This window comes from Rubripirellula amarantea (genome assembly GCF_007859865.1).
GTDB classification, from domain to species: domain Bacteria; phylum Planctomycetota; class Planctomycetia; order Pirellulales; family Pirellulaceae; genus Rubripirellula; species Rubripirellula amarantea.
The window spans coordinates 1,736,087-1,749,034 of sequence record NZ_SJPI01000002.1; the positions used below are offsets into that span (position 1 = coordinate 1,736,087).

Consider the following 12,948-nt stretch of genomic DNA (forward strand, 5'->3'; position numbering starts at 1 on the left):
TTGATTATTGCCATCGGTCATCTTGCCGCCGCGTACAGAATTCGTTCATACTTCAACCAGCGTCGCAGTTGACGCTTCATCACGCGGGCGACCGCGTACAACACAGCACCCGATGCCAAAAGGGCGTACCACGAGTTCTCAATCGCGACGCTACCTTCGGTTGCATGGTGCATGACAAATTCCAATGCCGGAAATGCGAACGTGATCACGGCGACTGCCGCAGACTCGGCACGGATGACTTTCGGGAAGTCCATGGGAACCTCAGCCTTCTTCCATTGACGCAATCGCGGAAGAAAAGCTGGCGTTTGAGTTGACCAAGCCATGAAGTCACGACCAAACTTACGCCGCAGGAACGCTTCCTCGGCAAACATGATGCGTTCGTAGTACAACGCGAACGCCATGATGTAGATCACGACCAGCCACGGTGCCAACGAGTGCATCACGATCCCAAGTGCAATCAGGAAATTGCCCAGGTACAGCGGATGCCTCACGACCGAGTAGAAACCGGTTGTGTTGAGTGACTCGGCGACTTGCGATTTCGTGTTTCGACCGGAGGTGCCTTCGGCGGCGTGGCCGATCGCATGGCAACGGACGAATAACCCGATCAACGACACGCAGAGGCTAAAGAGACTCCACGCAAAATGCAGATTTGGATACGACTCAATGACCGGATAGCGCATCGCCGCGACCAGGATCAATGGCAGCAAAACGAATGGCAAATAGCTCCGCCAGCGGAACAGCCATGATCCCGAACGGACAAATTCTTCACTGAGGGGCATTGAGTTTAACCTTGCGTTTTTAGTAGTCGGCAGTGCTGTGTACAAAACGGTTCCCGGTGCATCGGCTGGTGAGTGACGCGGTCCGGGAACCTAGCTGACGGCTGAATGGCAGCCGGCAGTGTTTGATTGCAGACTGAAGATTGGCGATTAAAGATTTCTAAATTCGATAGTGTGCACGCAATCTTCAATCTCCAATCGACAATCTTCATTTCGTTAAGCGGCTTTTGCCATTGAAACCTCATGGGTAACTCCAGCGACGAGCCGTATCGTGCGGTGCGCGAACGCGGCGGTGTCGGCGTCGTGGGTGACCATCACGATCGTGCGTCCGTCTTGGTGAAATTCATTCAGATAACTCATTACCTGCTGGCGGGTTTCTGAATCGAGGTTTCCGGTCGGTTCGTCGGCCAGGATGATTTGCGGGTCGTTGGCGAGTGTCCGTGCCAACGCGACTCGTTGTTGCTGTCCTTGGCTCATTTCCGACGGACGGTGATCGGTTCGATCGGACAAGCCGACGCGGTCGAGCATCTCCATCGCACGTTCTTCTTGTTGCTTGGCAGTTTTGCCAGACAACATCAGTGGGATTTGCACGTTTTCGCGAGCGGTCAGCCACGAGATTAAATTGAACGACTGAAAGACGAATCCGATCTTTTGGCCTCGCAACGCCGTGCGTTCTTCCACTGACAGGTCATACAACGATTCGCCATCGAGCATCACGTCGCCGGTTGACGGTGCGAGCATTCCACCGAGGACGGACAGCAGTGTGGTCTTACCACTGCCGCTGGGGCCAACGATTGCGATGAAGTCGTTGTCAGGAATCGTGAGGTCGGCGTTGTCGAGTGCCGTGACAATCTGGCCTCGACGTTCGTAGGTCTGGGTAACGGAACTGAGTTGATACATGTTTTGGTTCGATTTGGAATGTGATTTTGATATTGGAAGCACGACTTGTCGATCACGCGACGCAGCGATCAGGCGTCGTTGAAAACAAGGCACGGATCGAGGCCAGCGGCTCGGCGGGCGGGCAGTAGGCTGGCGAGGACCGCGACGATGGTTGCTGTGGCCATCCCCACGCCCAGCAGCATCGGCATCGGGCGTACATGAATCCCCAACAACTGTGGTCCCAGTACTGCCGCGACGATCGTGCCAACGACGAAGCCCGCCGCACCACCCGAGAGGCCCAAGATCGCGGCTTTACCAAGAAACATCTGTGTCACAAAATTGCGACTGGCCCCGATCGCCATCAGCGTTCCGATTTCTTTGCGTCGCTCGGTCACGTTGGCATACATCACACTGGCAATGCTCGCTCCACCGACCAAAAGCAGGATCGACAGAAAGACCCAAGACAAACGCGACATCAATCCATTGACGGCAATTTGTGTTTGAACAACTTGCGCGATCGTCACGATTCGCGTTTCGGGAAGTTCGGCGGACAGGTTCGTGATTAAACCGCCAGCGGCGTCTTCACAGCAGGCCATGATTTCGATGACGTTCACCACTGGCCCCGCACCCGACAAGTCTTGGACGCTGTGCAAGTGAGCGAACATGCGTCCGTCGTCGATCGTGCCGGTCGAAGGCAACACAGTGAGAACAGTGAAATCTTCACCGAGTAGCGGCAACGTATCGCCAGTTTTCGCACCAAGTTGGCTGGCGAGATCGCGTCCGAGGATCACATCGCGATCGCCTAATTCGGCGATGGTGCGTGTGGTTGCCAGTGAGTTCGGATCGTTGTCGCCTTCGCCGGTGTCAGCGGCGGTGGCACAACAACCGCGATCGCTGCCGACCGCATTGCCCAACATTCCGAGACCCTGCCAAGCGGCCTTGGCTTGGAATTCACTGCGTGGCAGGATGCCGGCCAGTGTGACAGGAATCGTGTCCACTTCCGCTTCGACGCACAACTTGGGAGCAAGATTTTCAACGCCAGGCAATCGAGCGAGCGCGAGACGCGTGACGTATTCCTCGGGCATCGTATGCCCGTGCATGGCGGCACCATAATAGTCCTGCAGTGTTACGCTGGGTGGCAACACCAAGACATTCGCACCGAGGGACTCCATGTCACCAGCGATCTTGCGTTCTGAGAACACGGTGATGTTCTGAATCGCAACAAGGGCTGTGACGCCAAGCGTGACGGCCAGCAAACTGGTGAGCATCGGCGTCGGCCGTTGCCAGAGTTCTTTCCAAATCATGTGTCGAAGTTTCATAGAATCCGTTCCTTTGACTTCTATTGGTTGAGAGATGTGTGGGTTATTGGAGAGCGGAGAGTGTCGAGCCCGGATCTCTTTCGATCCGGGCGCTCAACTCTCAGCTCCCTCTTTGAATTACTGCTAACGTCTTGCGGGCGTTGCCGCCTGTGCCGACTTGTGGTGCTTGCAGTTTTCGTCGTCGCAACATTTGCCAGCGGCGGCTAACTTCTCGGCCAACACATCGAAGCTGACGTTGGCGTTGAAGGTGCCGACCATGACGCCTGGAGGTGCCATGAATGCAACAACGGGTGTCGATTGGCCTGGTTTCACTCCGATCTTGGTCAAGAACTCAGCCTCGGCAGGATCGTTCGCCAACACGGTGACGACTTCGGTTCGATTGCTGTAAAGCTTGTCGGCTTGAAATTGTTGAACACCAACGGGGACCGTGGCACCGGCGGTGGGTTGAGCACACAGCAACACGAGCTTGCGGTCTTGCAGCGCCTTTAGAATTTGCGTCTGTCCAGGCGAAACGATTGCAGCGGCAAGTTGTTGCTCCGTCACCCGTCGTGGGAAAACGCTGCATACCGCACCGTTGGGAGCGAGGGTGGCGACCGCTGGCATCGGCATTCGGGTTGCGTCGAACTTTTTGACCAAGGCTTGCTCGGCGACGTTACCAATTTGCACGGGCACGACCACGGCGTCTTGCCGGTCGGCCAGTGTTGACTGCAGCGTGCCGTGCATCGTTTTTGTCGCCGCGTCGTTGCCGCGATAGAACAGCACGAAGGCAAACTGGTGGTTGGCTTCGGCCGCTTGAATCGCTTGCTCAGCAGGACTTGCCGCGTGAGCGGTTTGGGCCATCGCGAAGCAAGCGGTTACCAGCGTTATCGTCAGTGCGATTGTCGTTTGATTGAAAATCCGTTTCATCGTTGTCATTCCCTTGGTAATTGGAGATCGAAAATTTGGGGGTCGCAGATCAACGAAAGCAGATTGGAGAGTTGGATTTCAATCTCCAATCTACGATCATCATTCGTAAATCATTCGTGGTCGTGACCTTCGTGGTCATGGTCGTGTGCGATCGTTCCTCGGAACGATTTGCCGTTGATCGTTAGGACGAGTTTTGGGTCGGCTCCTTCTTCATCTAGGTGCTCGCCGAGTTCCGCGTCTGTCGAAACAAAACGCGACGACTTGCCTTGTGGGTCATTTGCATCAGGCGAAGCGGCCAGCTTGAATTGTTCCGGCTTGCCGTCATGTTTGACATTGATCGTGATCTCGGTCGATTCGATCGGGATTTGCTCAGTCGCGGCTGCGTTGAGTACATAAATCGTCACCGAACCAGTGTCTTCGTCGTGAACGAGTTCGGCGTGGTATTCCTCGTTGCCTAATTCGATCAATCCGCCGTGATGCGGTCCTTCGCTGGGGTGTGCGTGTTCGTCATGGTCGTCATGCGTATCGACGGTTGCCGGAGGTGCCGCTGTTTCAACGGTCGTACCGGATTCCTTGCAGCCGACGAAGCCGAAGGTTGCCGATGCCAGAACGAGTGTGAAGAATTTGCTTGAAAGTTTCATTGGTTTTCTCAGTGGGGGGTGAAGATTGGGAATTGAAAGTCGTCCGACCGCTCCGCCGGTCGGTCTCGAACATACGAACCGGCGGAGCGGTTCGGCGACAATTCGCTAGTGACTGTGCTTGACCTCGAAGCCGGTCTTGGCGAGCCATTGTTCCCAAGTCGTTGCGACCTCATGGGAACCCACTTCGATGTGCTTCCATTGCGGACAACGGAAACTCAAGTCGGCGTGGCCGGAATGTTGCTTGCTGTTCAATTCGCAGCCGAGTCCTTTTAGCATTGCTGTCAGCTCTGCGAGTTGTTCTTGGTTTTCAAGGTGCAGTGTTTTCCACTCGGTGATGCGGTAATTAACCTCTTCGACTTGGCCGGCCGCGTGACTGTGCCCGGCGTGATCGTGTGCCGCGTGGTCGTGACCTTCATGCCCAGCGTGATCGTCGCCGTGGTCCGCCGCGTGACCGTGCAGGGTCTCGAATCCTGCTTTCTTGAGCCACGATTCCCATTGGTGAGCTAGCTTGTCGTCGGCGACTTCCATGCTCTTCCATTTTGGTGAACGATAAACGACATCGGTGTGCCCACCGTGGTTGTCGATCTTGGCTTCACAGCCCAGTTTCTGTACGGCAGCAAGGTGCTGTTGCGCCTTGGCTGAATCGTCGAAGTGCATCTCTTTCCACTCGGGCAAGCAGAATGCGATCGACTCTTCGGCACTGGCAACGCTGCCAACCGATGTGAGTGCGACGAAGCACAGTAGTCTTGAAATTCGTTTCAACATAAAACTTTCCTTTTTGGAAAATGATCCGTTCGCTTCCTGTCTTAGGTTGCGGGTTCGGAAAGGGGTTGGGAGGTCTCTGTCGTCCTTGACCGAGATTGGTTGAGTGGTTGGTGAGATTCCTCGTCTTCGGACTCTTCAAACAGAGGAATGTCGGTTTTCGATTCGTTGACAACTCGCTCAGCCGATTTCAGTCCGATCAGCCAGAACAACGCGGGGTGAACGAAGAAGTCGAGTAGCGTCGAGCTAATCAGTCCGCCGAGAATCACGGTCGCGACTGGATAGAGGATTTCTTTGCCGGGTTCGCCAGCCGCCATGACCAACGGGACCAAGCCGATGCCGGAGGTAAGTGCGGTCATCAACACGGGAGCGAGTCGTTCCAGACCCGCCCGAACGATCATTTCTTTTGTCCAGTCTTCGCCTTCGTGCTGGACCAAGTGCAAATAGTGGTTGATCAGCAAGATTCCGTTTCGCGATGCGATTCCGGCCAGCGAGATGAAGCCGACCATTGCGGCAACGGTCAGCGTTTGGCCAGTGACGACCAACGCGATCACCGAACCGATGAACGCCATTGGCAGGGCCATCATCACTTGCAGCGAGAGATTGACGCTGCGGAACATCGTGTACAGAACCAAGAACACGCCCACTAGCGAGACCGCGAACAGGATGCCGATGACTCGAGATGCCGATTGCTGGCTTTCAAATTGTCCGCTGTACTGAACGAAGTATCCCGGCGGCAACGACTCGACAATGGGTTGGAACTTCTTTTGAATATCCTGCACCACGTCGACCACACCACGCTCGGATACGTTGCATTGCAACACGATTCGGCGACGAACGTCTTCGCGATTGATTGTGTTCGGGCCGCCTGATTCATAAATATTCGCAACTGATTCCAAAGGCACCTTGCCACCGTCAGCGAGGTCAATCGTCAACCGCTTGAGCGTTTGCAAGTTCTCACGGTAATCCTCATCGAGACGCAGCATCAAATCGAACGTGCGTTGGCCGATTAAGATTTCGGAAACGACCTGTCCGTTGAGAGCCGTTTGGATGAACTCGTTGACTTCGACGGCACTGAGTCCGTAAAGCAACAGCTTGTCGCGGTCGAGTTCGATCCGTAATTGCGGAATGATGACTTGGGGTTCGACCAGCACATCCTTCGTTCCGGACACCGTCTTCATTACCGCTTCCATCTCGCCCGCTTTGCGACGCAACAGATCGAGATCGTCGCCATAGATTTTGATTCCAATTTGAGCCTTCACACCGGAGATCATGTGCGAGATCAAGTGAGCGATTGGTTGCTCGACCGCCGTGACGATGCCGGGAATGTCGGCCATCGCCTCGCGAATTTCTTCGAGCTGTTCTTCGCGGGATCGCGGCGATTCGGGATCGAGTTCCAAGATGAACTCGCTCATATTCACGCCCTCGGCGTGTTCGTCTAACTCGGCGCGGCCGGTACGTCGAATGAATCCTTCGATGTCTTCAATCTCTCGCAATCGAGTTTCGACGCGGCTAGAAATGTCGTTGGAAGTAGCCAGTGAAGTGCCCGGCGGCAACACGACGTTTAGTTGAACCGCACCTTCATTAAATGGCGGCAGGAAGTCGCGTTCGAGACTCATCAGGAACATCCCGGACAGGACGACCAGAACCGCTGTCACGGCCAAGTTAAAACGCGGAACCGTCAGACTGAAGCGAATAACCTTGTCGCCGACCCATTTGATCGCTCGCAAGATAATGCCGTCTTTCTCGTGCCCCTCTGATTTCACGCTGCCGAGCAACCAGTACGACAACACCGGTGTCACAGTCAGCGAAACCAATAGCGACGACAGGATCGAAACGATGTAGGCGATACCGAGCGGAGCGAACAGACGTCCTTCCATGCCTGAGAGTGCGAACAGCGGTAGAAATACGAGGATCACGATCATCGTGCCGAACACGATCGAATTGCGAATCTCGATACTGGCACGGAATACAACCAGCAACGGATGCTTGGGGTTATCGCTGGCCCTGTTCTCTTTGAGTCGCCGATAGATGTTCTCGACATCCACGATGGCGTCATCGACCAGTTCGCCAATCGCAACGGCCAAACCACCCAGCGTCATCGTGTTGATCGACAAATCGAAGATCGAAAACACGATCGCTGTCATTACTAGCGACAACGGAATCGCGGTCAGCGTGATGAATGTCGTGCGGACGTTCATCAGGAACAGGAACAAGATAATGACGACTAAGATGCCGCCGTCACGAAGTGCCTCGGCAACATTTTCAATGGCACGGTCGATGAATGACTTTTGCGTGTAGAGTGGTTCGATGCGGAGGTCACCCGGCAAAGAAGGTCGCAACTCATCAATTGCCGCAATCACATCTTCGGTCACTCGCCGCGTGTCGGCTCCCGGTTGCTTATTGATCGTAAGAATGACCGCAGGTCCACCGCTGTAATTTCTGTCCTCATCGCGTACCCAGGCTGAACTGTCGCCGCGTTTGACCTGCGCTCCTTCGACGACGCGTGCGATCTGGCCCAGCGCAATGGGGCGGCCGTCCTTCATCGTGACGACGACCTTTTGCAGGTCTTCAATGCTCTGGACACGGCCCAGGCCACGAACCAGCAATTCGTTCGGGCCTTGTTCATCCAAGTAGCCGCCCGTGGCGTTGTCATTGCTGTTCTGAACGGCTTGCTTGACCTCATGCAACGAAATTCCAAATCGCAACATCGCATCGGGGTCGACCAACACTTGAAACTGCTTGCGTCCACCGCCCATCGTGAAGACTTGCGAAACGCCAGGGATCGTCAGCAATCGCTGCCGCACAACCCAATCGCCGAGCGTTCGCAGTTCAAGCGGTTCGGTCGCTCCGTCGTCGCTCCACATTCCCAACATCAGGATTTGCCCCATGATGGAAGAGATCGGTGCAAGCGTTGGCTTCACGCCCTTCGGCATCCGTTCTTGAACGAGTTGCAGTCGTTCATTGACGATTTGTCGGTCGTTGTAAATGTCCGTGTTCCAATCGAACTCGACATAAATGACCGAGATACCAACGCCCGACGAACTGCGGACGGCTTGAACGCCGTTCGCGCCATTGACCGCCGTTTCAATCGGAAACGTAATCAGTGTTTCAACTTCCTCCGGTGCCAATCCCGGTGCCTCGGTCATGATGACCACGCGAGGCCGGTTCAGGTCGGGGAAGACGTCGATCGGGGCCAGCATCGCCTGCCAAGTCCCGAATCCCACCAGGAACAAGGCAACGGCGATGACGAGCAAACGCTGCTTGAGCGCAAATCGAATGATTGAATTAAGCATGATGTGGCTCCTTAGTGGTTGTGGCCCGCGTGTGGATCAACTCCACCGCCAGACTTGTTTTTGAGAGCCATTTGCATTTGATGAGCGCCACGCATTGCGATGACGTCACCGGGGAACAACGATCCGTCGTTGTCGATCACGGCGGAATACTGATCGCGGTACTTCACATGTACCGGCACGCGATCAAAGTGACTGCCATTCTGCTGAAACACGAACGTTTCCGCTCCTTCGCTCGCCACGGCCTCGACAGGCACCACGATTTGTTCCGGCATTTCTTCGACCGGTACTCGCAACTGCATCCGTTGACCGGGGACGTAAAGCCATTCGACGTAGCGATTGCCGTCGGCGCGATGATCTTTGGCGACTTCGTTGGGAAGGCGAACGTAGAAATTCAAGGTTCGCGACTGGGCATCGACTTGATTGGCGAGGTACGCCATTTCCAAGCCCTCGATCACACGGGATTTGGAGCCTGGTTCTTCCAGGATCGCGTCAACCGCCCAGCCATTTTGAGATGCTTTGCGAAGTTGCTTGATGTCTTGCTCGAACGCGAGTCCTTCGATGAACAGTTCCTCGTAGTCGGTTAGGATGCAAAGCGTTTCGCCCGCATTGATGGATTGGCCTTTGTGCACGGCCAAGTCTTGTAGGATCAACGGGCCAGTGTGTTTGGGCTGGTCATCTTTGACGTAACCCGCTTGAATGACATGCTGGGTCAATCGCAATTCATCTTCGCCGTGGCTGTCGACGCTCGGTGCGAACACTTGTAGCTCACGGAGCAACCGTCGCTCACGCTCGATTTGATCAACCTGGTTATCCGACAATCCGTGCAGCCGCAGCGATTCACGCATTGCGCTCAAGTTGGCGTTCAGTTTGTCGCGGGCGTATTGCCGTTCCAGCAAGACCTTGCCCGCGATCGCACCGCTACTGGTGACCTGTTGCAAGCGAGCGACCTCGCGTTGTTCAACATCGAGTTCCCCAAGCGTGCGAAGGAAATCCGTCTGTGCATTCACGAGGTCTTCGTGCGTCAAGCGGATCTGAAACAGAAGGCTTCCCGGCTCGACCGCTTCGCCTTGCACCGCATGAACATGCGTGACGACACCCGTCATCGGCGTTGCGACTTGAACTCGCGATCGTCCTGGTCGCTCGACGACGACAGCTGGCACCGTGATTGATCGGCGGAAGGTTTCCAGCTTGATCGGGCGGATCGTTTCGTCGGACAATCCAATGTTGCGGATCGCTTGCTTTGACAGTTCTAACGAAGTCGCTGCGTCATGCCCGGCGTGGGCAGCCTGATCGTGTCCAGCATGAGGATCAGCTTCGCCAGCCGCCTCACCTTCGTGCGATTCGCTGCCGCCACTTCGGAACGAAACAGCGGTTCGATCGACCCACGCCTTCGTGGCCGGGAACCAATGCTGCCAAGTGAAACCACCGACGATCACAACGATCAGCGTGGCGACTAACCAAACCCACTTCATGGGCATTTTGGGCATACGGATTTTCATGGTAACGAAACCAACGGAACAACTGCCGGAGAAACCAACCCACGATTCAATGTGTGTGGATCAGAGAAAGGTCAACGCGAAGAAGCGTCCGTGGCAGATGACCGGCGAATGCAGGCTGAATCAATCAGCGCAAACGAAATTCGCCAAGAGTGTCGGAGCCGATGCACGAGGATCGAAAGTCTTGACGACTTCCGCTACGGCATAGAGGCACAGTCACTCTCATCCAATCACGGACGAGAGCGGACCATTACAGACGCCAGACTTGCGTCTTGACGCGGAGAGGCGGATGCACCGAGTGCGGATCGGGCGGCGAACCGTACTCCGTCCGCAGTGCAGAGAGTTCTTGCGACGACAGTGACAATGAGTCCGTCAGCAAGGGCGACCAATCATAGGTCAAGATCAACGAAATATCGTTGTCTCGTTGATCGGCAACGATGTTGCAGTCGGCTTCGTCACAGGATTCATGCGGGCCATGGGAACCCGAACAAGGCGATTCTGAACAAGGCTGTTCGGAACCAACTTCAGCCGTTTCCTCATCAAAGCAATCGCAAGCGATCGAGCCATCAGCATTTTGCTGATGTTGGCACGAAGCTTTGTGACCTTCGTGGGAATGTCCGTCGTGTTCGTAGTCACCGTCGCAAAGACCGACCACGTGCGGGACGTCCACCATCACCTGGTCAACATCGTGACTGTGCGTGTGACCCGCATGAGCGTGATGCACACAACAACCCAGCAGTGCGTGAAGCACTACGGCAGTCATCGTCGAATAGGTGAGGAGTTTGTGAAACATGGTCGCTTTGTTAGGACACGGACAATCGGCGCATTGCGCCTAATCGTCGCAGTATTTCTATCGGCTTTCTCGATTGAGGGCTATACCGAAATCTTCAGCGGTCAGGTATTGCACGAGTCGTGCCAATCAAAGATTGACTGCGAATCGTTGGGAAATATCGCAAAACCGACGTCTGACAAATTTTTGAAACGTTGTCAATCTGACGTCGACACCGTCCCATCCTGAGACAGTTTCCAGCGGAATCGGCATTCAACCTAATGCTGGCTGAGCGTCAATCCTCGCAAACTATCGTCGCCGCTGTTGTCGATCACGGCATCCAAAGCACCAGTTAGGACGAAGCCATCAACTCGTGCGCGGGCTTGAGCCAGTTGCTGCTGCGACACGATATATTGCAGGTTCGTATCGAAGTAGGTTCGGCGGGACACCAGGACTTGAACGAAGCTCGTTTCGCCGGCTTTGTAGGCAAGCTCAGCGAGATTCAAACCGTCTTCCGCATTGGGCAGGATGTCAGTGGCGTACTGCTCGACAGCGACCAATGAAGAATCGTAGTCTCGCGAAACTTGAGCCAAGCGTGCTTTGATCGAGTTTTCGATCCGCTGGAGTTCGCGTGATGCACGCACGTACTCGGCACGGGCTGCCGAGATGTTGCCTTGGTTTTTGTTGAAGACCGGGATCGGTGCGCCAACTTGAAAGTTGATCATGCCGTTGTCCGTTCCGTTGTCATACCCGGATGCGAGCTGCAAATCTAAGTTCGGAATCGGTTGAGCCTGTTGGCGGCAAAGATTGGCTCTGGCTTGATTGATTCGTGCCTGTGCCGACTGCACTTCGGGACTGGATGCGATCATGGTGGATGCAACGATCGACCAGTCCAAAGCGGTTTCCGCGCCCGGCAGTGTGCCTTGTAGTGGAACGGGCATCATGTCGGGATTGCCAGCCAAGGCGGCCATCTCTCGCCACGCGGCGTCGAAACGAATCTGGGCTTGTCGGAGGGCCAAGTCAATCTCGTTCTTTTGAACTTTTGCTTGAACGATTTCCAGTTGCGAGCCTTCTTGCGCTTCTTTGAGTTGCTCGGCGATCTCGACACCCTTGTCAGCGACCGACTGGAAATCGCGGATTAAATTCACTCGTTGCTGTGCCGCCAAGGCATCGTAGAACGTGATACGAATGTCAGTCGCGATGCGATATTTCTGGGCTTCCAGCTGCATCAGTTGCGCACGCAAGGCTTCGTTGAGCACGGCGCGATTGAGCGCAAGTTTGTCGCCGGTAATGATCGTTTGTGAGATGAACACCGAGTGCTGATCGGTACCTTGGTCGGCGAGCTGGACAGCGCTGTAGCCGAGTACAGGGTTGGCACGCAGCCCGACTTGGCATTTGAAACCAGCGGCCTTTTGCGTTGTCGCGACCAATTCAGCGATGGTCGGATTGTTCGCCAAAGCCATCGACTCGATCGCTTCGAGCGTCAATCCGGCGGGTTGTTCGCTGAGGTAGTACTCATTGCCGGTTGAAAATGGCACAACGGCGACTTCGCTGAGCGACTGTTCGGACGAATTCAACGCCATGATGTCTCGCAAGGAACCGGCGGACTCCTCATCGGAATCATCCTCTTCCGTTGCAACGGGTTTGTCGTCATCCGACTTGTCGTTGTACGCGACCGTGATCACAGGTGCCGCAACGATGGCCGTCGCCGGTGTTGAGGCGACGTTCGCTTCGCTCGATTGAAGCATTGTGGGATTGTGAGCTGATGTCGCAACGTGATTGCCAACACTCTGGCAACCGGCCGTGAAACTCATCGCTGAACCCAGCATCAATGTCATACTCAAAGCCGCACGCAACCGCCGACGTCGCGATTGACGAGAACGATTGCTGGTCGGTTGTGTTGCGATCACCGCGTTTTCCTCCGTGAAAAATAAGACCAGCCGGAGTTTTCGATCGGTTCAGCATCAGTGAGATATTACGTCGAATCGTTGTAGTCGGACCTTCCCCAACTCTTTCGAGTCCGGTGGTGACGGTTGTGCGGAAGAAACCCGCAGAAGTGCCTGCACACGAGGCCAAATAACGCCGGAGTCCGTTCCGGCATGAT

10 protein-coding genes are annotated in these 12,948 nt (G+C 55.2%); all 10 read right to left on the reverse strand.

Annotated features, from left to right (window positions below; genetic code table 11):
* Positions 1 to 17: 17 nt before the first annotated feature.
* Positions 18 to 779 carry a methyltransferase family protein gene (locus tag Pla22_RS19925; RefSeq protein ID WP_146516466.1) on the reverse strand — a complete coding sequence of 254 codons (762 nt, stop codon included), beginning with the start codon at positions 777 to 779 and terminating at the stop codon, positions 18 to 20.
* Between the two features lie 213 nt (positions 780 to 992).
* Positions 993 to 1,676 (reverse strand): ABC transporter ATP-binding protein, encoded by a 684-nt coding sequence (locus tag Pla22_RS19930; RefSeq protein WP_146516467.1) that lies wholly within the window; start codon positions 1,674 to 1,676, stop codon positions 993 to 995.
* 68 nt (positions 1,677 to 1,744) lie between these two features.
* Positions 1,745 to 2,974 carry an ABC transporter permease gene (locus tag Pla22_RS19935; RefSeq protein ID WP_146516468.1) on the reverse strand — a complete coding sequence of 410 codons (1,230 nt, stop codon included), beginning with the start codon at positions 2,972 to 2,974 and terminating at the stop codon, positions 1,745 to 1,747.
* Between the two features lie 123 nt (positions 2,975 to 3,097).
* On the reverse strand, positions 3,098 to 3,880 hold the full coding sequence (locus Pla22_RS19940) for a hypothetical protein (RefSeq protein ID WP_146516469.1): 783 nt from the start codon (positions 3,878 to 3,880) through the stop codon (positions 3,098 to 3,100).
* A 110-nt stretch (positions 3,881 to 3,990) separates the two neighbouring features.
* Entirely contained in the window at positions 3,991 to 4,521 is a 531-nt protein-coding gene (locus Pla22_RS19945) for a hypothetical protein (protein ID WP_146516470.1), read from the reverse strand.
* Between the two features lie 105 nt (positions 4,522 to 4,626).
* Complete coding sequence (locus tag Pla22_RS19950; RefSeq protein ID WP_146516471.1) at positions 4,627 to 5,286, reverse strand: hypothetical protein; 660 nt, start codon at positions 5,284 to 5,286, stop codon at positions 4,627 to 4,629.
* A 41-nt stretch (positions 5,287 to 5,327) separates the two neighbouring features.
* Positions 5,328 to 8,579 carry an efflux RND transporter permease subunit gene (locus tag Pla22_RS19955; protein ID WP_146516472.1) on the reverse strand — a complete coding sequence of 1,084 codons (3,252 nt, stop codon included), beginning with the start codon at positions 8,577 to 8,579 and terminating at the stop codon, positions 5,328 to 5,330.
* 11 nt (positions 8,580 to 8,590) lie between these two features.
* Positions 8,591 to 10,066 carry an efflux RND transporter periplasmic adaptor subunit gene (locus Pla22_RS19960; protein WP_242632181.1) on the reverse strand — a complete coding sequence of 492 codons (1,476 nt, stop codon included), beginning with the start codon at positions 10,064 to 10,066 and terminating at the stop codon, positions 8,591 to 8,593.
* 259 nt (positions 10,067 to 10,325) lie between these two features.
* Positions 10,326 to 10,868, reverse strand: coding sequence for a hypothetical protein (locus Pla22_RS19965; protein WP_146516473.1), 543 nt, complete (start codon positions 10,866 to 10,868; stop codon positions 10,326 to 10,328).
* Between the two features lie 254 nt (positions 10,869 to 11,122).
* Positions 11,123 to 12,754, reverse strand: coding sequence for a TolC family protein (locus tag Pla22_RS19970; RefSeq protein WP_146516474.1), 1,632 nt, complete (start codon positions 12,752 to 12,754; stop codon positions 11,123 to 11,125).
* Positions 12,755 to 12,948: the final 194 nt, after the last annotated feature.

Bases quoted from the DNA above. Each gene is read 5' to 3' on its own strand.
- Pla22_RS19925 (WP_146516466.1), bottom strand. From the start codon at position 779: ATGCCCCTCAGTGAAGAATTTGTCCGTTCGGGATCATGGCTGTTCCGC.
- Pla22_RS19930 (WP_146516467.1), bottom strand. From the start codon at position 1,676: ATGTATCAACTCAGTTCCGTTACCCAGACCTACGAACGTCGAGGCCAG.
- Pla22_RS19935 (WP_146516468.1), bottom strand. From the start codon at position 2,974: ATGAAACTTCGACACATGATTTGGAAAGAACTCTGGCAACGGCCGACG.
- Pla22_RS19940 (WP_146516469.1), bottom strand. From the start codon at position 3,880: ATGAAACGGATTTTCAATCAAACGACAATCGCACTGACGATAACGCTG.
- Pla22_RS19945 (WP_146516470.1), bottom strand. From the start codon at position 4,521: ATGAAACTTTCAAGCAAATTCTTCACACTCGTTCTGGCATCGGCAACC.
- Pla22_RS19950 (WP_146516471.1), bottom strand. From the start codon at position 5,286: ATGTTGAAACGAATTTCAAGACTACTGTGCTTCGTCGCACTCACATCG.
- Pla22_RS19955 (WP_146516472.1), bottom strand. From the start codon at position 8,579: ATGCTTAATTCAATCATTCGATTTGCGCTCAAGCAGCGTTTGCTCGTC.
- Pla22_RS19960 (WP_242632181.1), bottom strand. From the start codon at position 10,066: ATGCCCAAAATGCCCATGAAGTGGGTTTGGTTAGTCGCCACGCTGATC.
- Pla22_RS19965 (WP_146516473.1), bottom strand. From the start codon at position 10,868: ATGTTTCACAAACTCCTCACCTATTCGACGATGACTGCCGTAGTGCTT.